At 76.1% G+C, this 25,294-nt stretch carries 17 protein-coding genes; 10 read left to right on the top strand and 7 right to left on the bottom strand.

Annotation, left to right across the window (positions count from 1 at the left end; genetic code table 11):
* Positions 1-25: 25 nt before the first annotated feature.
* A complete protein-coding gene (locus F1D97_RS14735) occupies positions 26-1,252 on the top strand; it encodes a hypothetical protein (RefSeq protein ID WP_236121254.1) in 1,227 nt (408 codons plus the stop codon).
* A gap of 52 nt (positions 1,253-1,304) precedes the next feature.
* Here the strand turns inward: F1D97_RS14735 and F1D97_RS14730 are convergent, their stop codons facing one another.
* The gene (locus tag F1D97_RS14730; RefSeq protein WP_236121253.1) at positions 1,305-3,065 is read right to left on the bottom strand and encodes a glycosyltransferase; all 1,761 of its coding nucleotides are present in this window, start codon (positions 3,063-3,065) and stop codon (positions 1,305-1,307) included.
* Entirely contained in the window at positions 3,062-4,363 is a 1,302-nt protein-coding gene (locus tag F1D97_RS14725; protein WP_236121252.1) for a nucleotide sugar dehydrogenase, read from the bottom strand. Before F1D97_RS14725 ends, F1D97_RS14730 begins: the two co-directional genes overlap by 4 nt.
* A gap of 173 nt (positions 4,364-4,536) precedes the next feature.
* Here F1D97_RS14725 and F1D97_RS14720 point away from each other — a divergent pair, with 173 nt between their 5' ends.
* The 6 genes from F1D97_RS14720 to F1D97_RS14695 all read left to right on the top strand — a co-directional run bounded on the left by F1D97_RS14720 (position 4,537) and on the right by F1D97_RS14695 (position 14,933).
* Complete coding sequence (locus F1D97_RS14720; RefSeq protein WP_236121251.1) at positions 4,537-5,856, top strand: glycosyltransferase; 1,320 nt, start codon at positions 4,537-4,539, stop codon at positions 5,854-5,856.
* Positions 5,849-7,642, top strand: coding sequence for a glycosyltransferase (locus F1D97_RS14715; protein ID WP_236121250.1), 1,794 nt, complete (start codon positions 5,849-5,851; stop codon positions 7,640-7,642). Before F1D97_RS14720 ends, F1D97_RS14715 begins: the two co-directional genes overlap by 8 nt.
* 121 nt (positions 7,643-7,763) lie before the next feature.
* The gene (locus tag F1D97_RS14710; RefSeq protein WP_236121249.1) at positions 7,764-10,274 is read left to right on the top strand and encodes a cell wall-binding repeat-containing protein; all 2,511 of its coding nucleotides are present in this window, start codon (positions 7,764-7,766) and stop codon (positions 10,272-10,274) included.
* Positions 10,274-12,499 carry a SpoIID/LytB domain-containing protein gene (locus F1D97_RS14705; protein WP_236121248.1) on the top strand — a complete coding sequence of 742 codons (2,226 nt, stop codon included), beginning with the start codon at positions 10,274-10,276 and terminating at the stop codon, positions 12,497-12,499. Before F1D97_RS14710 ends, F1D97_RS14705 begins: the two co-directional genes overlap by 1 nt.
* A complete protein-coding gene (gene wecB, locus F1D97_RS14700) occupies positions 12,496-13,572 on the top strand; it encodes a non-hydrolyzing UDP-N-acetylglucosamine 2-epimerase (protein ID WP_236121247.1) in 1,077 nt (358 codons plus the stop codon). Before F1D97_RS14705 ends, wecB begins: the two co-directional genes overlap by 4 nt.
* Complete coding sequence (locus tag F1D97_RS14695; RefSeq protein WP_236121246.1) at positions 13,569-14,933, top strand: SpoIID/LytB domain-containing protein; 1,365 nt, start codon at positions 13,569-13,571, stop codon at positions 14,931-14,933. The genes wecB and F1D97_RS14695 overlap by 4 nt, the downstream gene beginning before the upstream one ends.
* A 115-nt stretch (positions 14,934-15,048) precedes the next feature.
* Here F1D97_RS14695 and F1D97_RS14690 read toward each other — a convergent pair whose 3' ends face one another.
* The 4 genes from F1D97_RS14690 to F1D97_RS14675 form a co-directional block, all read right to left on the bottom strand.
* Positions 15,049-16,038, bottom strand: coding sequence for a Gfo/Idh/MocA family protein (locus F1D97_RS14690; RefSeq protein WP_236121245.1), 990 nt, complete (start codon positions 16,036-16,038; stop codon positions 15,049-15,051).
* Complete coding sequence (locus F1D97_RS14685; RefSeq protein WP_236121244.1) at positions 16,038-17,138, bottom strand: DegT/DnrJ/EryC1/StrS family aminotransferase; 1,101 nt, start codon at positions 17,136-17,138, stop codon at positions 16,038-16,040. The genes F1D97_RS14690 and F1D97_RS14685 overlap by 1 nt, the downstream gene beginning before the upstream one ends.
* Positions 17,135-17,752 carry an acyltransferase gene (locus tag F1D97_RS14680; protein WP_236121243.1) on the bottom strand — a complete coding sequence of 206 codons (618 nt, stop codon included), beginning with the start codon at positions 17,750-17,752 and terminating at the stop codon, positions 17,135-17,137. The genes F1D97_RS14685 and F1D97_RS14680 overlap by 4 nt, the downstream gene beginning before the upstream one ends.
* A gap of 118 nt (positions 17,753-17,870) precedes the next feature.
* Positions 17,871-18,713, bottom strand: a complete 843-nt coding sequence (locus tag F1D97_RS14675) for a TIGR03089 family protein (protein WP_236121242.1) — start codon at positions 18,711-18,713, stop codon at positions 17,871-17,873.
* 262 nt (positions 18,714-18,975) lie between these two features.
* Between F1D97_RS14675 and F1D97_RS17505 the strand changes: the two genes are divergently transcribed.
* The 3 genes from F1D97_RS17505 (at position 18,976) to F1D97_RS14660 (ending at position 24,767) form a co-directional block, all read left to right on the top strand.
* Positions 18,976-19,314, top strand: a complete 339-nt coding sequence (locus tag F1D97_RS17505; protein ID WP_317618891.1) for a WhiB family transcriptional regulator — start codon at positions 18,976-18,978, stop codon at positions 19,312-19,314.
* 87 nt (positions 19,315-19,401) lie between these two features.
* Positions 19,402-23,178, top strand: a complete 3,777-nt coding sequence (locus tag F1D97_RS14665) for a glycosyltransferase (protein ID WP_236121241.1) — start codon at positions 19,402-19,404, stop codon at positions 23,176-23,178.
* Positions 23,175-24,767 carry a DUF5719 family protein gene (locus F1D97_RS14660; RefSeq protein ID WP_236121240.1) on the top strand — a complete coding sequence of 531 codons (1,593 nt, stop codon included), beginning with the start codon at positions 23,175-23,177 and terminating at the stop codon, positions 24,765-24,767. The genes F1D97_RS14665 and F1D97_RS14660 overlap by 4 nt, the downstream gene beginning before the upstream one ends.
* Before the next feature lie 4 nt (positions 24,768-24,771).
* Here F1D97_RS14660 and F1D97_RS14655 read toward each other — a convergent pair whose 3' ends face one another.
* A complete protein-coding gene (locus F1D97_RS14655; RefSeq protein WP_317618889.1) occupies positions 24,772-25,257 on the bottom strand; it encodes a metallopeptidase family protein in 486 nt (161 codons plus the stop codon).
* Between the last annotated feature and the right edge of the window lie 37 nt (positions 25,258-25,294).

The following is a 25,294-nucleotide window of genomic DNA, read 5'->3' as shown; positions in this document are numbered from 1 at the left end:
CGAGGCGCGGACCAGGAGGACGACCGTGGCACGACGAGCCCGTGCGCTCGCCGCTCGAGCGGCGTCCGTCCTGACGACGAGGCGCCACGTGCTCCCGCCCGCCGTGGACCGCGCGCTCGACGCGGCCAAGTGGGCGCGCGCGCCGTGGACGACCGACCCGGAGGGGGTGCCGACGCTCGTCTCGCCCCGCTCGGGCGAGCCCGCACGCGTGCTCGTCGGGCCGGCGAACTTCGCGGGGCAGGGGCTCGCGTGGGCCACGGCGCTCGACCGGGCGGGCGTGCCCGCCGTGGCGTGGGCGTTCACGGCGGACCCGACGTTCCGGTACGGCGCCGACCACGTCGCGCCGCTGGGCGCGGTGCACCGCGCGTCGCGGGCGTACCAGCAGCGGGTGTTCGACGCGGTCGCCTCGACCGTGGAGGCCGTCGTGATCGAGGCGGGGCGGCCGCTGTTCGGACGCCTGCACGGGTTCGACCCCGTGGCCGAGGCGCACGCGCTGCGGGCCCGGGGCGTGCGGGTCGCGCTGCTGTGGCACGGCACGGACGTCCGCGTCCCGAGCGCGCACGCCGCGACGCATCCGGACTCGCCGTTCCGGCCGGGGCCGGACGGGGACCCCCGCACGCGCGCGCTCGAGTCGGTCGCGCTGCGCAACCGGCGCCGCGCGGCGGGGTTCGACGGCCCCGTGCTCGTCTCGACGCCCGACCTGCTGCCCGGGTGGCCGGGAGCGGTGTGGTGCCCCGTGGTCGTCGACGCCGCGGCGTGGGCGAGCGACGCCCCCGTGCTCGAGCGTGCGGCGCCCCTCGTCGTGTTCGCCCCGAGCAACCCCGTGCTCAAGGGCGCCGACCGCGTCGGGCGCGCGCTCGCGCCGCTCGTCCTCGACGGCGTGATCCAGCGCCGCGTCGTCGCGGGCGTGCCGGCCGACGAGGTGCGCGCGCTGTACCGCGGCGCGGACGTCGTGCTCGACCAGTTCCGGCTCGGGATCTACGGTGTCGCGGCGTGCGAGGCGATGGCCGCGGGCCGGCTCGTCGTGAGCCACGTCGACGCGCAGGTGCGCGACGAGGTGCGGGCCGCGACCGGGCGCGAGCTGCCCGTGGTCGAGGCGACGGGCGACACGCTGGGCGTGACGTTGCGCGCGGCGTTCGACGCCCGGGACGCCGCGCGCGCGATCGCCGCCCAGGGTCCCGCGCTCGTGGCCGAGCTGCACGACGGGCGCCGCAGCGCCGAGGTCCTGCGGCGCGTGCTGCTCGACGGCTGAGCCGCGTGAGGGCCGGTCGTCGGACCGGTCGCGGGGCAGGACGTCCGGGTCGTCAGGCCCCGACGAGCCGGCGCAGCGTCGCGTCCCCCGGCGGTCGGACGACGCGCGCGTCCGGGTGCCGCTCGCGCAGCACCGCGGCGAGCGCGTTGGCGCTGCGGTCGCCCAGCACGACGACGTCGGCGGGCTCGTCCGACCAGCCCGGCGCGAGCCGGTCGGCGGCCCCGGGCAGGACCCGACCTTCGAGCCGCGCGAACAGCGCGCGGTCCGCCGCACGCCGCGCGCGCGTCGCCGCGCCGCGCCAGCGCGCGAGCACCGCGCTGGTCGCGCGTTCGCCGCGCGCCGCGAGCGGGGACACGGGACCGGGAACGCGAGCCACGAGCGCGCACGCACGCCGCACGGTCCGCAGCACGAGCTCGGGCGCGAGCTCGAGGCCGCGCCACGCCACGCGCCACGGCTGCCGCGCGACGCCCGGGGACAGGTCCACGACGTCGACGCCGGGTTCGGCGGCCACGGCCTCGGTGGACAGCTGCGTCACGAGCCGGACACGCGCGCCGGACCGCACGGCCTCGGCCTGCACGGGCACGAGGGCCGCGGCGCCCGCCTCGCTCGTCGCGAGCAGCACGACCCGCGCCGTCGACGGGCCGGTCGGCAGGGCCGCGTCGACCAGGTGGTGGCGCAGCGCGGCGCGGTACGCCGCGGTCCCGTAGCGCGCGACGAGCACGTCCCGCACCGCGGCACGGTCGCACGTCGCGGCGCGTGCGCCGAGCGCCGTCACCGCGGCGACGACCTCGTGCGGCGACGGTCGCACGCGCACGAACGCGACGAGCCCCTGCTCGGCCGCGTCGGACAGCGTCTCGGGCGGGCCCGCGCTGCGGGTCACGACGACGGGCAGGCCGGCCATCGCGGCCTCGACGACCGTGAGCCCGAACGTCTCGTAGTCGGACAGGTGCACGAGCACGTCGGCCGCCGCGAGCAGCCCGGGCAGCTCGTCGGGCCGCGCCGGACCGTGCCAGGTCACGCGGCCGGCGACGCCGAGCCGGTCGGCGAGCGCCCCCAGCTCGTCGCGCTGCGGGCCGTCCCCGACGAGCGTGAGCCGTGCGCGCGGGTCGGCGACGGCGAGCGCCTCGAGCACCGTGCGCACGTTCTTGCGCTCGACGAGGTTGCCCACGTAGACCCAGCGCAGCAGCGGGCCGTCCGGCGCGGGCACGGGCACGAACCGGGCGTCGTCCACGGGGTTGCCGATGACGTCGACCTTGTCCCGCAGGTCGGGAACGCGGCGGCGCAGGTCGCGTGCCTGCGCGCGGGACACCGTGAGGTGCACGTGCGCGCGCTCGAGCATCGAGCGGTACGCCGCGAGCCCGTCGGGCGTGCGCAGGATCGTCTCGAGGTACGTCGCGTGCTCGGTCGTCACGAGCCGCTGCCCGGGCCGCAGCAGCGGCGCGACCGCGAAGCCCGACGGCATGCCGACGTGCGCGTGCACGACGTCCGCCGCGGCGAGCTCGGGCAGGTCGCCCGCGGCCTGCGCGGCGGCGATCGCCTCGCGGTGCGCGAGCCCCGTCGCGACGCGCGGCGTCATCGGGTCGAGCGGCACGCGCATGCGCACGACCGTCCCGAGCGGGGTGCCCTCGCGCGTGAGCGCGGGGGCCTCGGCGGGGTCCACGGACGTGACCTGCACGATCGTCGTCGCGTCCGCGGGGTGCGCGAGCGCGGCGACCGACTGCTCGACGAACGAGCCGTGGTAGGGCGCCTCGGCCGTGGGGTACCACGGCGTCAGCACGACGAGCCGGGGCTCGCCGTCCGCGGGTCGCGTCACGCCGTGGCCGCGCCGAGCACGATGCGCGTCACGCCGTCCCAGCCGGCCTCGCCGGTCACGCGGCGGCCGTCGACCAGCACGCGCACGCCCGGCAGCTCGGCCGCGGTGAGCGTGCGGTACTCGCCGTGGTCGGCCTGGACGACGGCGACGTCGACCGGCTCGCCCACGTGGTAGGCGTCCCAGCCGAGCTTGCCGAGCTCCTCGTCGGAGTACAGCGGGTCGTGCACGAGCACCTGCGCGCCCGCGGCCCGTGCGGCGTCGACCGTCGCGAACACGCCCGAGAACGCGGTCTCCTTGACCCCGCCGCGGTACGCGGCGCCGAGCACCACGACGCGCAGGCCCGACAGCGAGCCGCCCGCCGCGGCACGCGCGAGGTCGATCGCGTGCGACGGCATCGCGGCGTTCGCCTCGCGCGCCGCGCGCACGATCGTCGCGTCCGGGTCGTTGAACAGGTACAGGCGCGGGTACACCGGGATGCAGTGCCCGCCGACCGCGATGCCGGGCCGGTGGATGTGCGAGTACGGCTGCGAGTTCGACGCCTCGATCACGGCGTGCACGTCGATGCCGTTCTTCTCCGCGAACCGGCCGAACTGGTTCGCGAGGCCGATGTTGACGTCGCGGTACGTGGTCTCGGCGAGCTTGGCGAGCTCCGAGGCCTCGGCCGAGCCGAGGTCCCACACGCCGTTCGGGCGGGCCAGGTCGGGACGCTCGTCGAAGTCGAGGACCTGCTCGTAGAACGCGACCGCGCGCTGCGCGCCGCGCTCCGACAGGCCGCCGACGAGCTTGGGGTAGCGGCCCAGGTCCGCGAACACGCGGCCCGTCAGCACGCGCTCGGGGGAGAACACGAGGTCGAAGTCCACACCCTCGGTCAGCCCGGAGACCTCCTCGAGCAGCGGCTTCCAGCGGTTGCGCGTGGTGCCCACGGGCAGCGTCGTCTCGTACGACACCAGCGTGCCCGGCGTCAGGTGCTCGCCGAGCGAGCGCGTCGCGGCGTCCATCCAGCCGAAGTCCGGCTGCCACGTCTCGTCGTCGACGAACAGCGGCACGACGAGCACCACGGCGTCCGCACCGGCGATCGCGTCGGCGTAGTCCGTGGTCGCGCGCAGCCGGCCCGCGGGCACGAGCTCCGTCAGCTTCTCCTGCAGGTGCGCCTCGCCCGGGAACGGCTCCGTCGCCGCGTTCACCAGCTCCACGACCTGCGGGTTCACGTCGACACCGACGACGTCGTGCCCCTTCGACGCGAACTGGACGGCCAGCGGGAGGCCGATCTTGCCAAGGGCGACGACAGCGATCTTCACAGGATCCTCGAGGGTGCGGGGTGGGTCGTGCGGGACGTCGACAGGAACCGTGCGAAACGGCGTCCCTATACTAACGACGGCCTTCGCGCTGTCCCCGGGACGCTCCCGGGACCCCCGCGGAGGTCTTCCCTTGTCGACGTGGCGACGCGCTCCGCGTCTCCCGAGGAGGTCGAGTGGTCCACGACGGGCGACGCCCGCACGTCCTGCTGGTCGCGCTGTACTACCCGCCGTCGCGTGCGAGCGGCGTGTTCCGGCCGCTGGCCATGGCGAACCACTTCGCCGCGGCGGGCTGGGACGTCACGGTCGTGACCGTCACCGAGGACTTCTTCGACCGGGTCGTCGGCTCGCGCGACGACTCGCTGCTCGCGACGATCGACCCGCGCGTGCACGTCGTGCGCGTGCCGCTGCCCATGTCGCACCTGGACCCGGACCTGCGCCACCGCGGGCGGCTCGCGACGACGCTGCCGTTCGTGCACCGCGCGCTGACGATCGCGGGGCAGAAGTACGTGTTCCCCGAGCAGTACGGCTCGTGGATCCTGCCCGTCGCCGGCGAGATCGGCCGCGTGCACCGCCACCACCCGGTCGACGTCGTCGTCGCGACCGGCAACCCCTGGTCCGACTTCGCGGCGGCCTACGCCGCGCACGTGCGGCACCGCATCCCGTACGTCGTGGACTACCGCGACTCGTGGACCCTCGACCTGTTCGAGGAGACCGACGCGTTCCCGCCCGGGCACCTCGCGCGGCGCTGGGAGTCCCGGCTCATCGGCTCGGCCGCGCGCGTCACGTTCGTCAACGAGGCGCTGCGGCACTGGCACGCGCAGCGCTACCCGGCGGCGGCCGACCGCATGCGCGTGCTGCCCAACGGCTACGACGCGGACCTGCTCGGCGAGCCCGGGTTCCGGGCCCCGGAACCCGGGGCACCGCTGCGGTTCGGGTTCATCGGCACGGTCACCGACCGGCACCCGCACGAGGCGATGTGGGAGGGCTGGAAGCTCGCCCGCCGTGACCCGGCGATGGCCGGGGCGACGGCGCACGTGTACGGGCACCTGGGTTTCTTCGCGGGGCAGGCGGACCGCATCCGGGCGCTGCTGCCGCTCGAGGAGGGCGTGGGCGTGACGTACGAGGGCCCGGTCTCGAAGGCGACGATCGGCAAGGTCTACGACGACCTCGACGCGATCCTGCTCATGGCCGCGGACTCGCGGTACGTGACGTCGGGCAAGGTCTTCGAGTGCATGGCGTCGGGCAAGCCGATCACCGGCGTGTTCTCGCCGACCACCGCGATCGCCGAGCCGCTCGCGGGCTACCCGCTCGCGTGGTCGGCCGCCGAGCTCACACCGCAGGGCGTCGCCGACGCGCTCGTCGCCACGGCGCGCGGCGCGCGCGAGCAGACCGCGGGTCAGCACGTCGAGGCGCTCGTGCACGCGCGCACCTACCGGCGCGACGCGCTGCTCGAGCCGTTCGTCGCCGAGGTCGCGGAGGTGGCCGGTGCCTGAGACCACGCAGGGAGCCGAGCAGGAGCGCCCGTTCACGACGAGCAGCCGGCCGGACCGGCTCGTCGTCGTCACGCCCTGGTACCCGACGCCCGAGCACCCGTACTGGGGCGCATTCGTGCGCGAGACGACGCTCGCGCTCCTCGAGCAGTTCCCCGACCCGCTCGTCGTGCACGTCGAGGCGCGCGTCCCGGACGCCCCCGAGGTCGCGACGACCCGCGACGTCGTCGACGGGCTCGAGGTGCTGCGCGTGCCGTTCGTCGCGGACCCGACCACGCCCCGGGCACGCGTCGCCGAGCTCACGCGCGAGGCGCTCGCGCCGTACGCCGACGAGCTCGCGGCCGCCCAGGTGGTCCACGTGCACGTCGGCATGCCGACCGGGTGGGCCGTCGTCGACCTCGTGGGGGAGCGCACGCGCGTCGTCGTGAGCGAGCACGCGTCCTACCTCAACCGCCTGTGGGCCGACGAGCGCACGTCCGCGATGTACGCGGACACCGTGCGTGGTGCGGCGCGGTTCACGACCGTCGGCGAGGACACCGCGCAGGCCGTGCGCCGCCGGTACCCCGACGTCGCGGACCGGGTCCACACGGTGCCCAACCCGGTCGACGTCGCGCGGTTCGAGCCGCGCGAGGAGACGCCCCACCGGCTCGACCGGTGGCTGTACGTCGGCAACGTGCTCGAGTCGAAGGGCGTGCTGCGGCTCGTGCGCGCGTTCGCCGCGTGGCGCGAGCGGCGCCCGGACGCCACGCTCACGGTCGCCGGTGGCGGGGCCGACACCGCGCGAGCCGTCGCGCTCGCGGACGAGCTCGGGGTGACGGACGCGGTCCGGTTCCTCGGCCGCGTCGACCCGGCGCAGATCGGCGCGGTCTACCGCGACGCGGACGTGCTCGTGCACCTGTCGGTGTCGGAGACGTTCGGGCTGACGGCGGTCGAGGCGCTCGCGACCGGGCTGCCGGTCGTCGCGACCGCGACACGCGGCGCCCAGCGCAACCTCGACGTCGCGCAGGACCTGTGGATGGCGTGGCTCGTCGAGATCGGCGACCAGGTGGACGACGTGCTGGCCGCGGTCGAGGGCCTCGAGGCACGGCACCGCTCGGCCCGTCCCGCACTCGTGCGCGAGGACCTCGCGCTGCGGTTCGGACCCGGGACGATCGCCGCGACGCTCGGCCGCACGCTGCGCGGCGAGCCCGAGCCCGAGATCCCGTCCGACGCGCCCGTCGTCGTCGCGATCGCCCTGCACCGCGCGGTCGTGCCCGGTGCGGCGCGCATCGTGCGGGACGCGGCGCGGCGCGGGGCGCGCGCGTACCTCGTCACGGACGGCCCGCACGCGGTCGACGTGGACGACCGGGTGACGGTGCTGGACGTGTCGCCCGCGCGCTACCGGGTGGTCACGCACCGTCTCGAGCGGTGGACGGTGGACGGCGTGCCGCGCGTCCTGCTCGGCGCGGCGCGGCCGCTCGCCCGTGCCGTGGGCCGGGAGGCGACCGTCGACGCGCTCGCCGAGCGGCAGCAGGGTGCGAGCGCGTGGCTCAAGCGCAACCTGGGGGAGAAGGCGGTGCACGCGCACGTCGACCCCCTCGTGCTCGCGGGGTACGTCGAGCGCGCGTGGGGTGACCTGCTCGTCGACCCGGTCCTGGTGACGTGGGGCGACCCGCGCGGCATCCCGCTGGCGACGCGGATCGCGCGGGCGAACCCCGACGCGCTCGTCGTGCGGACCGCGCACCACGACGTGGTCGTCGACGTGCTCGGCGGCGCGCAGGGCGCACGGGGCACGCGCGACACCGACTGACGCGCCGCGCGACGGGCCCGGCACCGCCACGCCCCGCCGCCGTCCTCGGCCTCCGTGCATGTGTGACAGGTGTGAATTACTGTGACCGCGGTCTGGACCGCGAGCAGCGAGGGGCACCACCATGCGACGACGCCGACACCTCGCGCTCGCGTGCGCCCTCGCCGGGTCGCTGGCCGTCACGGCCGCTCCGGCCGCGGCGGCGCCCGCACGTGACGGGGTCGTCGGCGCGGCGGCAGCTTCGGGGACCGACGTCGGTGCGACGAGCGTGCCCGTCGCCCCCGACGCCCCGGTCCGGACGACGACCGTGCCGCTCGCCGGCGGCGTCGACGGCCCGAGCAGGCGCACGCTCGACCTGCCGGTCGAGGCGGACCACGACCACGACGTGCCGGCAGCCTCGAGCCTCGCGGTGCTGACCCCCGCGCGCGGCACCGCGGACTTCGACCTCGTCGGCGTGACGTGGGCGCAGGGGGCGCAGGTCACGCGCGTGCTCGTGCGTACGCGGCACGCAGGGACCTGGTCGTCGTGGCAGGAGCTCGAGGTCGACCCGGCGACGCCCGAGGAGGGCACCGCGGAGGCCGCCGGAGCCCGCGGCGGGACCGCGCCGCTCGTCGACACGGGCTCGGACGGGCTGCAGGTCCGGCTCGAGACGGCGACGGGCGCCGCGCCGGCCGACCTGTCGGCGACGCTCGTCGACGCAGGGGTCGACGACCTCGCGGACGCGGCCGTCACGCAGGTCGCGGACGCCGCCGCAGGTCGCGCGGCGACCGGCGGGCAGGCGCTCGACACGGCGAACGCCGTCGCGGGCGTGAGCCCCGCCGCGCTGCGGCCCGCGATCGTGACGCGCGCGCAGTGGCGCGCGAACGAGCGGCTGCGCAAGCCGATCGACTGGAGCTCGACCATCCAGGCGGCCGTCGTCCACCACACGGTGAACGCCAACGACTACTCGCGAGCGCAGGCACCGGCGCTCGTGCGCGGCATCTACGAGTACCACATCAAGGGTCGCGGCTGGAGCGACGTCGGCTACCACTTCCTCGTCGACCGGTTCGGCACGGTGTACGAGGGGCGCAAGGGCTCGCTCGACAAGGTGCCGCTCGGCGTCCACTCGGGCGGCTTCAACACCAACACCATCGGCATCGCGATCATCGGCGAGTTCACCAGCAAGGTCCCCTCGACGACGATCCTGCGCGCCGTCGCCCAGGTCGCCTCGTGGAAGCTCGCGTCGTACGGACGCGACCCCCTCGGCACCACGGTGCTCACGGCGCGCAGCGGCAGCACGCACCCGAAGCGCAAGCCCGGCTGGCGCGGGTCGCTGCCCGTGGTCATGGGCCACCGCGACGTCGCGTCGACGGCGTGCCCGGGTCAGATGGTCTACAACCGGCTCGCGACGATCCGCTCCTACGCCGCCGACCAGGTCGACCGAGTGGCGTCGCGCGTCGCGACGCCCGCGAACACACCCGGCCGCAACGTCACGGCGGAGGCGTACGCGCGGTCGTGGTCGACGTGGCGCGCCTCGGTGCGGTCGGTGTGCACCGGCCAGGTCGTCGCGACGCTGACGGGCAAGAGCCGCGGCTGGATGCCGGTGCGATGGAACCAGAAGCTCGCGGACGGCTCCGCCGCGCGGCCCGGGCTGTACTCGGTGACGACGACCCGGCACGGGCTGACCGACACGGTGTACGTCGAGGCGCTGCCCAAGGGCGGCTACGGCGACGAGTCGTGCGGGATCTCGCGCTGGGGCGGACCCGACCGGTACGCGACCGCGGTCGCGCTCGGCCGCGCCGCGACCGGGGGCGCCGGGCAGGTCGACGACGTGGTCCTCGTCGCGGGCACGCAGTCCTCGATCGTCGACGGCCTCGTCGCGGGTCCGTTCGCGGCGTCGCTCGACGCACCCGTGCTGCTCGGCGCGGTCGACGGGCTGCCCGAGGCGACCACCACCGAGCTCCGCCACCGTGCCCCGAAGCGCGTGTGGCTCGTCGGCGGGACCGGCGTGCTCGGACGCGCCGTCGAGAAGCAGCTCGCAGCGCTCGGCGTCGACGACGTGCGGCGGCTGGCCGGGTCCGACCGGTACGGCACCGCGGCGGCGGTCGCCGCGCGGATGCCCGCGGGACGCTCGGTGGTGCTCGCGTCCGGCGCGCAGGCCAACCTCGTCGACGCCGCCGCAGCGGGCGGGGCCGCGGCCGCGACCGGGCAGCCCGTGCTGCTCACGGCACCGGGCACGCTGCCGACCGCGACGAAGAACGCCATGCAGGCTCGAGGAGTGCGCACGACGACGGTGGTGGGCGGCACGGGTGCCGTGTCGCTCGCCGTCACCTCGTCGGTGCGCACCGTGACGAAGGGACAGGTCGTGCGGTACGGAGGTGACGACCGCTACGCGACCGCGCTCGCGGTCGCCAAGGGGTTCGCGTCGAGGGTCGGGACGTCGCGTGTCGTCGTCGCGGCCGGGTCCGACGACCACCTGATCGACTCGGTCACGGCCGGCGCCCTCGCGCGCCTCGTCGTCCTGGTCCCGGGGGCGGCGAGCCACGGAGGCGTGCAGACGTGGCTCAAGAGGGTCGGGACGGACCGGCTCGACGTCGCGGGCGGTGCGGGTGCGGTGACGCCCGGTGCGCTGCGGAGCCTGGTGGCGGCGATCTGATGCGCAGGATCCTCCTCCCCGTCGTCGCGGCGCTCGTCGCCGGCGCGCTCGTCGCCACGCCCGCCGCCGCGATGGACACGCCCGTGGCCCCGACCGCGAGCGGTCCCACCGAACGGGCCGCCGCGTCGGTCGTCCTGCCGGCCGCCGCGCCCGCGTCGTTCACGGTGCACGGCAGCGGCTGGGGCCACGGCCTCGGGATGTCGCAGTACGGCGCGTACGGCATGGCGCTCGACGGGCGCTCGGCGACGAACATCCTCGAGCACTACTACGCGCCCGCGAAGGTCACGACCCGCACGGACGACCCGACGATCCGGGTCCAGGTCCGCAGCGGGGTCACGTCGGTCACCGTCAGCCGGGAGTCGGGCACGACCTGGACGCTCGGCACCGCGCCCGGCACCACCGTGTCCGTGGCCGCCTCGTCGATCACGTTCACGTACTCCACGGCGAGCGGCACGGCCCGCGTCTCGACGACCATCGACGGCACGCAGTACCGCACGAACCCGTCCACGTGGCCCGAGCTCACGCTCACGTGGAAGAACGGCGTCGTCACGGTGCCCGGAGCCAACGGCGGCACGGGCTCGGTGCGCTACAAGCGCGGCAGCCTCGCGTTCGGCCCGCTCAGCGGCGGCGTCAACACCGTCAGCGTCGTGAAGCTCAACAGCGAGTACCTGTACGGCATCGCGGAGATGCCCTCGTCGTGGCCCGCGTCGGCGCTGCAGGCGCAGGCGATCGCCGCGCGCACCTACGCCTACCGCAAGTACCAGGCCGGCGTGCGCTCGTCGATCGACGCGCACATCACCGACGAGACGACCGACCAGAAGTACACGGCGTACAACAAGGAGGCCGAGGCCGGGTACGGCAAGTACTGGGTCGCGGCGGTCGACGCCACGCGCACGTCCGGCAAGGCGCGCGTCATCCAGGCGCCCGACGGCAAGCTCGCCGAGACGTACTACTCGTCGTCGACGGGCGGCAAGACCACGAACTCCGAGGACGTGTGGGGGAGCGCGACGATCGCCTACCTGCGCAGCCGCGACGACCACTGGTCGGTCGACCCGCGGGTGAAGAACCCGTACGCGTCGTGGACCACGACGATCACGCAGGCGCAGATGAAGGCCAAGTTCCCGCGCCTGTCCGACGTCGCGCGCCTCGAGGTCTCCCAGCGCGCCAGCTCCGGCGCGGTCATGCAGCTCAAGGCGACGTCCTCGGCGGGCTCGGTGCAGTACCTCCTGGCGAAGCCCACCACGGACGGCGTGCGCACCACCCTGGGCTCACGCCTCGGCATCATGTCCGCGTACTTCTCCCTCGACACGCCCCCGGCGCCGGACCCGAGGTCGGACGTCGAGCGCCTGTCGGGCGACGACCGGTTCGCGACGGCCGCGGCCATCGGGCGGGCCGCGTTCCCCGCGGGCGGCACCGTCGTGATCGTCTCCGGCCAGCAGGCCTCGCTCGTCGACGGCCTCGTCGCCGCACCGTACGCGCGCTCGATCAAGGCTCCGGTGCTCCTCTCGACGCGCACCGCCGTGCCACCGGCGTCGATGGCCGAGATCACGCGACGGGGCGCCACGAAGGCCGTGCTCGTCGGCGGGACCGGCGTCCTCACGACCGACGTGTCCGCGCAGCTGCGCGCCGCCGGCCTGTCGGTCACGCGCCTGTCGGGTGCGGACCGGTACGCGACCGCGGCCGCGGTCGCGCGCGCGTTCGGCTCCGCGAGCTCCGTGGTCGTCGCGTCCGGCGTCACCGCCAACCTCGTCGACGCCGCCGCCGCGGGCGGACCGGCCGCCGCGTCGGGTCAGCCGGTGCTGCTCGTGCCGCGCTCGAGCGTCCCCGCGGGCACGCGCGACACCATCAAGGCCCTCGGGGCGCGCAGCGCGACCGTCGTCGGCGGCACCGGTGTGGTGACGACCGACGTCACGGACGTGCTGCGGGCCGACGGTCTGAAGCTCGCCCGGCTGTCCGGCGCCGACCGCTACGCGACGGCCGCGGCGGTCGCGACCGCGTACGAGGGCTCCGTCAAGGCCGGTACGGTGGTCCTCGCGTCCGGACTGGACGCGAACCTCGTCGACTCCCTCACGGGCGGCGTGCTGGGTCGACTGACCCTGCTCACCGCGGGTGCGGGCGTCCCCGCCGTGACCGACCGTTGGTTCGCCGCGCGGGAGGTGTCGCTGCTGCAGGTGCTCGGCGGCACCGGCGCGGTCCCGGACTCCGCGGTGGAGGCAGTGCGTTGAAGGTCCTGAGCGTCGTCGGCGCTCGCCCGCAGTTCGTCAAGCTCGCCCCGATCGCCGAGGCCCTGGGCCGCGCGGGTGCGGAGCACGTCATCGTGCACACCGGTCAGCACTACGACCCGGGGATGTCGGACGTGTTCTTCGCCGACCTGCGCATCCCCGCGCCCGACGTGCACCTCGCGGTCGGGTCCGGCTCGCACGGCGCACAGACGGGCGCGATGCTCGGTCCGCTCGAGCAGGTCATGCAGGCCCACCGGCCCGACTGGGTGCTGGTCTACGGCGACACGAACTCCACGCTCGCGGCCGCGGTCGCCGCGGTGAAGATCCACCTGCCGCTCGCGCACCTCGAGGCCGGGCTGCGCTCGTTCAACCGGCGCATGCCCGAGGAGCACAACCGCGTGCTCACCGACCACGCCGCGGACCTGCTGCTCGCACCCACCCAGGTCGCGATGGACCACCTCGCGCACGAGGGTCTCGCGCCGCGGTCGGTGCTCGTCGGCGACGTCATGACCGACGTGTGCTTCCGCGTGCGCGACGCGGTCGCCGCATCCGGGACGCGTCCGGCGGGCGTGCCCGACGGCGACTACCTCGTCGCGACGATCCACCGCGCGGAGAACACCGACGACCCGGCGCGCCTGCGCGCGATCGTCGAGGCGCTCGCCGCGCTCCCGGTGCCGCTCGTGCTGCTCGCGCACCCGCGCCTGCGCGCGCGCTGCGCCGAGCACGGCATCGACCTCGAGCAGGGGTCGGTCGTCGTCGCGGACCCGCTGCCCTACCCCGAGATGGTCGCGGCCGTGCTCGGCTCGGTGGGCGTGGTCACGGACTCGGGAGGTCTGCAGAAGGAGGCCTTCCTCCTGGGGCGCGCGTGCACGACACTGCGTACCGAGACGGAGTGGGTGGAGACGCTCGAAGGGGGATGGAACGTGCTGCTTCCGGACGAGGCGGACCTCGCGCGGCTCTCCCAGGTCGCGCTGCGCGGGCCCGGTGCGCTGCCGCAGGCCACGCCGTACGGGTCGGGCGACGCCGCCGACCGCGTGGTGCGGGTCCTGCAGGACGCGCTGGCGGCCCGGTCATGAGCGCGCGCGAGCGCCGGGTGCGCCGTGGCCTGGTGGCGGCGCTCGTCACGGGCGTGCTCGTCGGCGCGTCGGCGCCCGGCGCGTGGGCCGACGACGACGGCCTCGAGCGTCCGGGCGTGCTGGGCGGCACCGCGGACACCGCGGTCGCGGCCGCCACCGCCGCGCCGCTCGCGGGTGACCGGGCCGCCGCGGCGGGCGACCTCACGATCGACGGTCGCGGGTTCGGCCACGGCATCGGGCTCTCGCAGTACGGCGCGAAGGGTCAGGCCGAGGCCGGCCGCGCGGCCAGCACGATCCTCGCGTTCTACTACCGCGGGACGTCGTCGAAGACGCTCTCGGACTCGCGCTCGCTCAAGGTGTGGCTGCGCAACGACACCGACCGCCTGCTGACCGTCGTCGCCGAGAAGGGCATGACGATCGCGGGCAGCAACCCCGTGAAGGGACGGTCGAACGCCGCGACGCCGCTGCCCGAGACGATCGTGCAGAACGGCAAGCGCCTGACGGTGACGTTCTGGCAGGTGCGTCGCTCGGGCTCGTCGTGGGCCGTGCAGGCCAAGGCGAACGGCACCTGGTACCCCTACTCGAGCACGCGGGTGCGCACCACGCTCGCCGGGGCGTCGAAGGTGACGCTGCGGACCGGGGACAACACCGTGCGCAACGTCAACGGCTCCAAGGCGCGCGAGTACCGGGGCAGCCTCTCGACGAACCTCACCGGGTCGGGCGCGAGCTCGGTGCAGATCACCGCGAGCACCAGCTACACGTCGTACCTCATCTCGGTCGTCCCGTCCGAGATGCCGTCGTACTGGCACCAGCAGGCGCTGCGCGCGCAGGCCGTCGCGGCGCGGACGTACGCCGCGTACGAGGCCGCGAGCGGGTACCGCCCCTGGTGGTACGACACGTGCGACACCACCGCGTGCCAGGTCTTCCAGGGGCTCGCGGAGTACGACCTCAAGGGCACCAGGCTCGCGACGTTCACCGCGTCGAGCACCACGACCGCCGTCAAGGCGACCGCCGGCCAGATCCGCACCTATGACGGCAAGCCCGCGTTCACGCAGTTCAGTGCGTCGAACGGCGGCTACAGCGTCAAGGGCTCGCAGCCGTACCTGAAGGCGAACGCGGACACGTACGACGCGTACCCCGCGTGGCAGGTGACGGTCAGCCGCGCGACGGCCGAGAGCGTCTTCGGCGTCGGGCGGGTCACGCAGGTCACCGTCACGCGCGACGGCAAGGGCGCGCACGGGGGCCGCGCGACGAGCGTGACGGTCACGGGCACCGGCGGGAGCAAGACGCTCACGGGCGACGCGTTCCGCAGCGCGCTCGGCCTGCGCTCGACGCTGTTCACCGTCAAGGTCGCGTCGTAGCGCCCGACGACGGGCACGACGACAGCACGACGACAGCACGACGACAGCACGACGCAGGGCGCGGCTCCCCGGAGGGGGCAGCGCCCTGCGTGCGCCTGTGCGGGGGCCGGGTGCCTCAGTCGAGCAGCTGCGTGGTGCCCGTCGCGGCCGAGCGCAGCACGGCCTCCGCGACGCGTACGGTCGCCAGACCGTCCTGCATCGTGACGATGTCCACGTCCTTGCCGAGCACCGCGTCGCGGAACGCCTCGTGCTCGGTGCGCAGCGGCTCGGGCTTCGGGATGGCGTAACGGACCACGTCGCCCTCGCTCACGCCGCGGAACTTGGCGATCGACTCCCACGTCGTCGGGACCGTGCCGTTGGCGTAGAACGTCAGGTCGGCGGTGAGCGTGTCGGCCACGAACGCACCGCGCTCACCGGTCACGACCGTGACGCGCTCCTTGAACGGCGACAGCCAGTTCACGAGGTGGCTCGTGACGGTCCCGTCGGCGAGCGTGCCGACGACCGCGACGAGGTCCTCGTGCTCGCGACCGCTCTGGAGCGAGGTCTGCGCCGCGACGGACACGAACCGCGACTGCGTGACCCACGCCGTGAGGTCGATGTCGTGCGTCGCGAGGTCCTTGACCACGCCCACGTCGGCGATGCGGGCCGGGAACGGCCCCTGGCGGCGCGTGACCACCTGGTACACGTCGCCGAGCTCGCCCGAGGCGAGCCGCTCACGCAGGTGCTGCAGGGAGGGGTTGTAGCGCTCGATGTGCCCGACCGCGCCGACGAGCCCGCGCGACGCGAACGCGTCCGCGACGCGCTGCGCCGACTCGGTGTCGGGGGCGAGCGGCTTCTCCACGAGGCAGTGCACGCCCGCCTCGGCGAGCGTGATCGCGACCTGCTCGTGCAGGGTCGTCGGGACCGCCGCGGTCACGTAGTCCACCCCCGCGGCGATGAGGTCCTCGACCGAGCGACCCACGGGCAGACCGCCCGCGACGCCGTGCCGGTCGCCGCTCGGGTCCGCGACCGCGACCAGGTCGACGCCGTCCAGCGAGCGCAGCACGCGCGCGTGGTGGCGCCCCATCATCCCCAGGCCGATGAGCCCGGCGCGCAGGTTCGCCATCACGCACCCGCCTTCGCGACCGCGTTGACGCCCGCGACGACGCGCTCGAGGTCGTCGGTGCTCAGGGCGGGGTGCACCGGCAGGGACAGGACCTGCTCGCACGCCTCGCGCGTCACCGGAAGGTCGAACTCGAGGCCGAACGAGGGGAGCTGGTGGTTCGGGATCGGGTAGTAGACGCCCGAGCCGACGCCGTGCTCGGCGAGCAGCGCCTTGGCGAACCCGTCGCGGTCCTGCGGCACGCGGATCGTGTACTGGTGCCACACGTGCGTCGCGCCCGGGGCCACGTGCGGGACGCCGATGCCCTCGAGGTTCTCGGACAGGAACGTGGCGTTCGCCTGGCGCTGCGCGGTCCACGCGGGCAGCTTGCCGAGCTGCACGCGGCCGATCGCGGCGTGCACGTCGGTCATGCGCGCGTTGAACCCGACGACCTCGTTCTCGTACCGGCGCTCCATGCCCTGGTTGCGCAGGAGCTGGACCTGGCGGACGACCTCGGGGGTCGCGCACGAGACCATGCCGCCCTCGCCGGACGTCATGTTCTTGGTCGGGTACAGGGAGAACATCGCGAACGTGCCGAACGATCCGACGGGCTCGCCCTGCCACGTCGCGCCGTGCGCCTGCGCGGCGTCCTCGAACAGCTGCAGCCCGTGAGCCTGCGCGAGGGCGCCGAGCGCCGTGACGTCCGCGGGGTGGCCGTACAGGTGCACGGGCATGATCGCCGCGGTGCGGTCCGTGATCGCGGCCTCGACCGACGCGGGGTCGAGGCAGTAGGTCAGCGGGTCGATGTCAGCGAACACGGGCGTCGCGCCCGTGAGCGCGACCGAGTTGGCGGTCGCAGCGAACGTGAACGACGGGACGATCACCTCGTCGCCCGGGCCGATGCCCGCGGCGAGCAGACCGAGGTGCAGGCCCGTGGTGCCCGAGCTGACGGCCACGCACGCGCGCCCGCCGACGAGCGCGTCGCCGAACTCCTTCTCGAACGCGGCGACCTCGGGTCCCTGCGCGATCATCCCGGAGCGCAGCACGCGGTCGACCGCGGCGCGCTCCTCGTCACCGATCAGCGGCTTGGCCGCCGGGATCGTGGTGGGCGTCGTTCCGCTCATGCGTCCTGCTCCTCGTCCGCCGACGCGCGTCGCGTCAGCACGCCGTCGTGCTCGTCGTAGACCTCGCCCGTGACGGGGCAGCGGAACACGCCGCCGCCGGCGTCCTCGAGCGGCACCCCCGCGCGACCGACCCACTTGAGCCGGCGCGCCGGGACGCCCGCGACGAGCGCGTGGTCCGGCACGTCCTTCGTCACGACCGCGCCCGCGGCGACCGTGGCCCAGCGTCCGACCGTCACGGGTGCGACGCACACCGCGCGCGCGCCGACCGACGCCCCCTCGCGCAGCGTGACGCCGACCGCGGTCCAGTCGTGCGCGCTCTTGGCCGAGCCGTCGGGGTTGACCGCACGCGGGAACTCGTCGTTGGTCAGCACCGCCGCGGGCCCGACGAACACGCCGTCCTCGAGGACCGCGGGCTCGTACACGAGCGCGTAGTTCTGGATCTTGCAGTGGTCGCCGACCCGCACACCGGAGCCGATGTAGGCGCCGCGGCCGACGACGCAGCCCTCGCCGAGCGTCGCGCCGTCACGGACCTGCGCGAGGTGCCAGACGGACGTCCCGTCGCCGATCGTCGCGGTGGGATCGACGTCAGCGGACGCCACGATGCGCACGTTCACCAGGCAGTTCTCCGGTCGGCTGCGGGCGGGGACGATCCCGGCTGGCGCCGGGACCCCGCACAGCCTACCGACGCGTCGCGGCCTGTCGGGGACGGGAGGTCCCACGTCCGACGGGCGTTCACAGCGCGGTGCGCGTGACCCGCTCGGTCGTCACGAGGCGCTCGCGCTCGGCGTCGTCCTGCGCGAGCCGCGCGGCACGTGCGGGGGAGAGCAGGACGAGCGAGCCGTCCGCCGCGAGCACGCGCGCGACGTCGCGCAGCCAGCCGGCGACGCCGGTGCGCGGCGCGAGCAGCACGCGGGCGCGCGGCGCGTCCTCGCCGGACCACCAGGTCGCGAGGTCCGCGTGCGACACGGGGGAGGTCGGGTCCTCGGGCGTCGTCGTGAGGGCCGCACGCGCGGGCTCGCCCGGCGGTACCCAGCCGAGCTGGTCCGCGTACGTCATGACCGCGGCCGCGGCGTCGACCGCCCCGGCGGGAAGCGGCCCGTCCGCGCGGCGCGCGAGCGCGGCGAGCGTCACGACGACGAGCGCGGCGCGGGTCGGGGCGGCGGGGGCGCTCGTCGTGACGAGCACGTCGACGTCGTCGGGCACCTCGTCGGGCAGGTCGTCGGGCACCTCGCCGGGCACCTCGTCGGGCGCCGCGGCGGGGACGACGAGCGTCGCGCCCGCGCGCCACGTCGCCAGCGCCCACAGCACGGTGCGCCAGTGCGGCGGCAGGTCGCTGCCGACCCGGGTGCCGGGGCCCGCGTCGAGCTCCTCGACGAGCAGGTTGGTGGTCTTGGCGACCCAGTTCGCGAGCACCGCGCCCGACAGCTCGACCCGCTCGCCGTCGTCGCCGTACCAGGTGAGACGTGGGCGGCCCGGGTCGGCGGTCAGGAGCTGCAGGAGACCGGCCGTGTCGCGCGGGACCGGGGGCTGCTCGGGGGCCCGCTCGGGGGCGTCCGCGGGGGTGTCGGAGGGCATGGGCTTCACCCTAGAGGGGGGCCTCGCGGGCCGCGGCGCGCCGACCGCGTGGCCAAGATGTGAAAGTTCACCCGACAAACCGGGACAACTACCACGCCCCCGGTTGACGGCCCGGAACGACACGCGTGTAATTCGGATTGTCCGAGAACCAACTGTCGCAGCACCCTGGTCTCCGGCCCGCCGACGGCGGGGCGTCGCAGGGGCCGCACAGGTCGAGCCTCGACCAGTCGATCATCAGATCCAAGCACCACCGGAGGCACGCATGTGGAACCTGCTCGACGATGACGGGGCCACGTCCGAGTTCCCCTCCGACGCGCACCGCCAGGCGCCCGTCGCGGCGTCGAACGTCCTGTCGCTGTTCGGCACGCCGGACGACGACGGCCCGATGGGCTGGCAGGAGCGCGCTCTGTGCGCCCAGACCGACCCCGAGGCGTTCTTCCCGGAGAAGGGCGGTTCGACGCGCGAGGCCAAGAAGGTGTGCTCGGGCTGCGACGTCCGCGCGGAGTGCCTCGAGTACGCCCTGGCGAACGACGAGCGCTTCGGCATCTGGGGCGGGCTGTCCGAGCGCGAGCGCCGCAAGCTCAAGCGCCGCGTCGTCTGACGTCCGAGGCGCCGTCCGCCGCCGGTCGGGGGAGCGTGGCGAGTCGGTCCCGGCGCCCACGGCCCCGGCGTGCATCATGGCCCGAGCATGAACTCCACCCGCCCGCCGCACGACCCCGCGGCGAACCCCGCGACGACGCCTGACCCGACGACCGGCCTGGGCGCGCCCGTCGTCGACCTCGGGGGTCCGGCGACCGCACCCGTCCCGACGACGACGTCGGTCACCGCGGTCCTCGTCACCCGCGGGCGGACCCCGTACCTCGCGACCACGCTCGACGCGCTCGCGGGCCAGTCCCGCCGTCCGTCGCGCGTGCTCGTCGTCGACGTCGCCCCGCGCACCGACGACCCCGAGGGCCCGTTGCCGCTCACGGTGGAGCGTGCGTTCGCCGTGGCCGCGTCCGCGCACACCGGGCCGCTGCCCGAGGTGCGGGTGCTGCAGGCACCGCACGCGCGCACCTTCGGCCAGGCGGTGCGCGACGCGCTCGCGTCCGACGACGGCGCGCGCACCACCTGGCTGTGGCTCCTGCACGACGACAGCGCGCCCGCACCGACCGCGCTCGCCGAGCTCGCTCGCGCCGTGGCCCGTGCGCCGTCCGTGGTGGTCGCGGGCGCCAAGCAGCACACGTGGACCGACCCCGTCCGCCTGCTCGAGCTGGGCGTGCGCACGGACCGCTCCGGGCGGCGCATGACGGACGTCGAGCCGGGCGAGCTCGACCAGGGCCAGCACGACGCGCGCGACGACGTGCTGGGTGTCGGGACCGCGGGAGCGCTCGTGCGCCGCGACGCGTGGGACGAGCTCGGCGGCCCCGACCCCGCGCTGGGCCCGTTCGGCGACGGGCTCGACCTGTCGCGGCGCGCCCGGCTCGCCGGGCACCGGGTCGTCGTCGTGCCGAGCGCCGTGGTCCGGCACGCGCAGGCCTCCTACCTGGGGCTGCGGGGCGCGGGGCCCTCGGGCCTCGACGCGGACGGCGACGGCGAGGACGACAGCGCCGACCCGCGCCGCTCGTTCGCGGCCCGCCGCCGCGCGCTGACGCATCAGCGCCTGTCCACCGCCCCGCTGCCGTTCGTCCCGTTCGTCGTGGTGCTCGCGCTCGTGAGCGCGGTCGTGCGCTGCCTCGTGCAGGTCGCCGCCAAGCAGCCGGGCCTCGCGGTCGACGAGCTGCGCGGACCCCTCGAGGCGCTCGCCCGCCCCGGTGCCGTCGCCGCCGCGCGCCGCCGCGCCCGTCGCACCCGCCGGCTCCCTCGACGCGCCCTGCGACCGCTGCAGGCGACGTGGCGCGACGTCTGGCGCCAGGCGCGCGACCGTCGGCTCGCGCGCCGCGAGGCGAGGCGCGTGGTCCAGGCGCCCTCCGAGCTCGAGCTGCGCGAGCTCGCCGCGCTCGCGTCGCGGCGCCGGGCCGGGCTCGCGACCGTTCTCGTCGCGCTCGTCGCGGTCTCCGCGGTCGCGTTCGGCCCGCTCGTCGCGGCGGTCGGACGCGGCGCCCGGCTCGTCGGCGGCGGGCTGCTGCCGCTCGCGGACGGGCTCGGTGACCTGTGGGCCGCCGCGACGTCGAGCTGGGTGTCCGGCGGGCTCGGCGGACCCGGCCCCGTGGACGCGCTGCTCGGCGCGCTCGTCGTCCCGACGACGCTCGCGGGCGGACGCCCGTCGGTCGCCGTCGCGCTCGTCGTGCTCGGCTCGGTGGTGCTCGCGGGCCTCGGGGCGTGGGCCGCGGCGGGTGCCGCGACGCGCGCCGTGACGTCCCGCGCGTGGGCCGCGGTCGTGTGGGCCGGTGCGCCCGCGCTGCTGCTCGCGGTCGGCGACGGCCGCCTGGGGCCGGTCCTCGCGCACGTCCTGCTGCCGTGGGTCGCGCTCGGGATCGCGCGCGCGGTCGGGGTGCAGCGCGTGGACCTCGTCCTGTCCGGCGTCGCGACCGCGCGCCGACGCGACGACGAGCCGCGCCGCGCGCCCGAGCGGCACGCTCCGGACGAGCCGGGTACCTCAGCGCCTTCCGACGACGGCGCTGCTGACGACGGTGCTGCTGACGACGGTGCTGCTGACGACGGTGCTGCCGACGACAGTGCTGCTGACGACGGTGCTGCCGAGGACGGTGCTGCCGACGACGGCGCCGACGAGACGACCGACTCGCAGCGGGCCGCCGCCGACGCGCGCGCCGCCGCGGCCGAGACGCGCCGCTCCCGGCGCGACGAGCGCGTCGCGGCACGCGCCGAACGTGCCCGCGCGGCGGGCGTCACCGCCACCGAGACCGACTGGGTGGGCGCGGCCCGGCCGACCGGCTCGGTGACCGCCGCGGCCGCCGCCGCCCTCGCGTTCGCGGGTGTGGTCGCGGGCGCGCCGGCGCTGCTGCTGCCCGGGGTGCTCGCGGTCCTCGTCGCGGCGGCGTGCGCGCCGCGGTACCGGCGGCGGGTCGCACTCGTCGTCGTCCCTGCGCTCGTCGTCGCGGGCCCGCTGCTCGTCGAGGCGTTCTCGCGCGGCGCGACGGGCGTGCGGCTGCTGGTCGCCGACCCCGGCCTGAGCGTCGCGACCCGGCCCGAGGGCGCGTTCGAGCGCCTGCTCGGCCTGCCGGGCGCGGCGGGTGCGCTCGTCCCGGAGAGCGTCCCGGACGGGGTGGTCACCCGCGCGTGGCCGCTCGCGCTCGGCGCGGTCGTGCTCGGTCTCGCGGCGCTCGCGCTCCTGCGCGGCGCGGTCGCGCGCGGCGTGCGGCTCGGCTGGGCCGTCGCGGCGGTCGCGCTCGCGGCCGCGACGCTCGTGTCCCTGCTCCCCGTGGGCGTGCAGGACGGGGTGGTCGCGTACGGCTGGACCGGCCCTGCGCTCTCGCTCGCGCTGCTCGGCCTCCTCATGGCCGCGTTGCTGGGTGCCGACGGCGTGCTGCGCCGGCTCTCGCGCCACGCGTTCGGCTGGCGGCAGGCCGGGGTCGGGGTCGTCGCGGTCGTCGCGCTCGCCGTCCCCGTGGCGTGGCTCGCCGGGTGGGGTGTGCAGGCACGCGACGGCGCCGCGCTGGCCGTCACCGCGTCCGAGCGCACGGTCGTGCCCGCCGTCGGGCGGCAGGCACAGGGGTCGGCGAACGCGTCGCGCGTGCTCGCGCTCGCGCGTGACGCCGACGGCACCGTGACCTGGCAGCTCCTGCGTGCGGACGGTCCGCAGCTCGTGGACGTCGCCGCCGCGGTCGCGACGCGCGCCGTCGAGGGACCCGCGGACGCGCCCCACGGCGCCGACGCCGACGCCGCGACGCAGGAGGTCGACGCGCTCGTCGCGCGGCTCGCCGCCGGCGCGAGCGGCGACGTCGCCGGCCCGCTCGGGGCGCTCGCGGTCGGCGACGTGCTCGTCCCCGTCCTGCCCGACGGCCTGTCCGAGGAGGACGAAGCGGCGGCCGACCGCGAGCGGGACGCGCTCGTCGCCGAGCTCGACTCGACCGCCGGCCTCGAGCGCGTCACGCAGAACGCGTCGGGCATCCTGTGGCGCGTGCAGCCCGCGGCGCCGGTGGGCGGCGGCGAGGCGCCCGACGTGGTCACCGCGTGGGCGCGTGTCGTGCCCGGCGGCGACGTGCGGGACGTCGCGACGGACGCCGTCGCGGTGGACGCGCGCGGACGCTCGGTCGACACGCGCGTCGGGAAGGGTGCGCCGGGACGTCTGCTGGTGCTCGCCGAGCGCGCCGACCCGCACTGGCACGCGACGCTCGACGGGGTCGCGCTGCGCTCGGTCGACAACGGCTGGCGGCAGACGTTCGAGCTCGGTCCGTCGGGCGGGCACCTCGTGGTCGGGCACGACGCGCCGCAGCGCACGACGTGGCTCGTCGTCGACGCGGTCGTCCTCGGCCTGACGGTGCTGCTGGCGATGCCGGTACGACGACGGAGGGCGGGCCGATGAGCGCGAGCACGACGGCGGCGGGCGCGCCCGCCGTGAAGGTCGCCGCGGTGCGGGTCGTGTCCGGGGTCGCCGTGGCGGCGCTGGTCGCGGGCGTCGCCGTGCTCGGCGCGCGGCTGCCGTCCCCGGCGACCGACGAGGTCACGGTCCCGGGCGCGCTCGTCGACGTGCCGTTCTCGCCCACGCGCCTCGTGTGCGCGGCGCCGCTCGTCCTCCCGCAGGAGCGGGACGCGGACGACGCGTTCGACCCGGTGCCCGTCGCACCGCTCACCTCGCTCGTCGCGGCCGTCACGTCGAGCGGTGGCGGCACGGTGACCGACCTCGCGGGGGGCGTGGTCGTCGAGCGCCTCGGCGCGGGCGCGACCGCGACGACGCGGCGCTGGGTCACCGACGCGCTCGTCGTGCAGGCCGAGCCGACCGACGACCCCGCCACCGTCGCTGCCGCGACGTCCTCCTACGTGACGGCGGGCGACCTGCGTGGGCTCGCCGCCGCGTCGTGCCAGGCGCCGACGACGGACGCGTGGCTCGTCGGCGGCTCGACCGAGCTGGGCGCGACCGCGCTGCTCGTCCTGCAGAACGCGGGGTCGACGGCGGCGGTCGTGCACCTCGACGTGTACGGCGCCACGGGTCCGGTCGACCTCGCCACCGAGCAGTACCTCGTCGCACCGGGCGCCGAGCGCGTCGTCGTGCTGGGCGGCCTCGCACCCGAGGAGCGCAGGGTCGCGGTGCACGTGACCGCGAGCGGCGGCCGCGTCACGGCGCACGTGCAGGACTCGACGCTCGACGGCTTCACGCCGACCGGCACGGACCTCGTCGTCGCGAGCGCGGCGCCGTCGCGCCGGCAGGTCGTGCCCGGCGTGGTGCTGCTCGCGACCGACGTCGACGACCCGGACGCGGGCGTGCTGCGGCTGCTGGCGCCCGGCACCGCGGCCACGACGGCGCGCGTGCGGCTGCTGGGACCCGACGGTGTCGAGGACCTGCCGGGCGCGGGCGAGCTGCGGCTCGACCCCGGGGTCGTGACCGACGTCCCGCTCGGCGGGCTGCCCGCGGGTGCGTACACGCTCGTCGTCGAGGCGGACCGCGCCGTCGTCGCGAGCGCGATGCTCGCCCGGCCGGGGGACCCGACCGCGCAGGACCCGGACGTCCCGACGCGTGAGCGCGCCTGGGTCCCGTCGGTCGCCCCCGCGGACGCCGCCGCGGCGACGGACACGCAGGTCGTGGCCGTGCCCGACCGTGCGACCGGCACGCTCGTGCTCGGCGCCGTGGCGACGTCGGGCGCGCTCGACGGCGACGGCACGGCGACCGCGCAGGTACGCGTGCTCGGCGCGGACGGCGAGCCGGTCGCGCGCGAGCGGGTCGAGCTCGAGCTCGGCCGCACGGCCGCGTGGGACCTGACGGACCTCGTGCCCGCGGGGACGCGCGTGCGGGGCGTGCAGGTCGTGCCGGACGACGGCGCGTGGCTCGCGGGCGCCCTCGTCGCGCAGGCGGACCGGCCCGACGGGACGCTGCTGTCGGTGCTCGTCCCGGTCCCGGGAGACCTCGTGGCGGGCGCGACCGAGGTCCGCGAGGACCCGCGGCTCGGGACGCGCTGAGGCGTCAGCGCGGGTCGTCGCCGTACGTCGGGTCGACGTCCTCGGGTGAGCGGCCCAGCATGTGCGCGACCTGCTCCACGACGACGTCGCGGACCAGGTCGGCGAGGTCCAGCGGGTCGTGCGCGCGACCCTCCACGGGCCGGCGGTACACGACGACGCGCGCGGGCAGCCCGGCGTCGGCGGGGAAGTAGCGGCCGAGCGGGACGCCGCCGTGCTCCCACGGCGCGGGGTTCGACGGCGGGACGTCCTCGACGGCGAACTCGGTGCCCTCGAGCTGGCGCGCCCAGCGCCGCTCGAGGTGCTCGACCGCGTCGAGCACGAGGTCGTCGAACCGCTGGGCACGCGTGCGGTAGGCGGGCATCGTGCTCGGCATGAGGGGTCCGCGCAGCCCGCGACCACGGCGGTCGCGGCGGCGCACGGGCTGGACCGGGGCCGCCTCGCGCGGGCCGAGCGCGCGGCGTCCGGCGCGGTCGGGCAAGGACGGGCTCACCGTCCGCACGATAGTCGCTGCTGGCGCGCGCGAGCGT

The organism is Cellulomonas palmilytica, assembly GCF_021590045.1.
GTDB classification, from domain to species: Bacteria; Actinomycetota; Actinomycetes; order Actinomycetales; family Cellulomonadaceae; genus Cellulomonas; species Cellulomonas palmilytica.
This window is presented reverse-complemented; position numbering and strand designations above follow the sequence as displayed.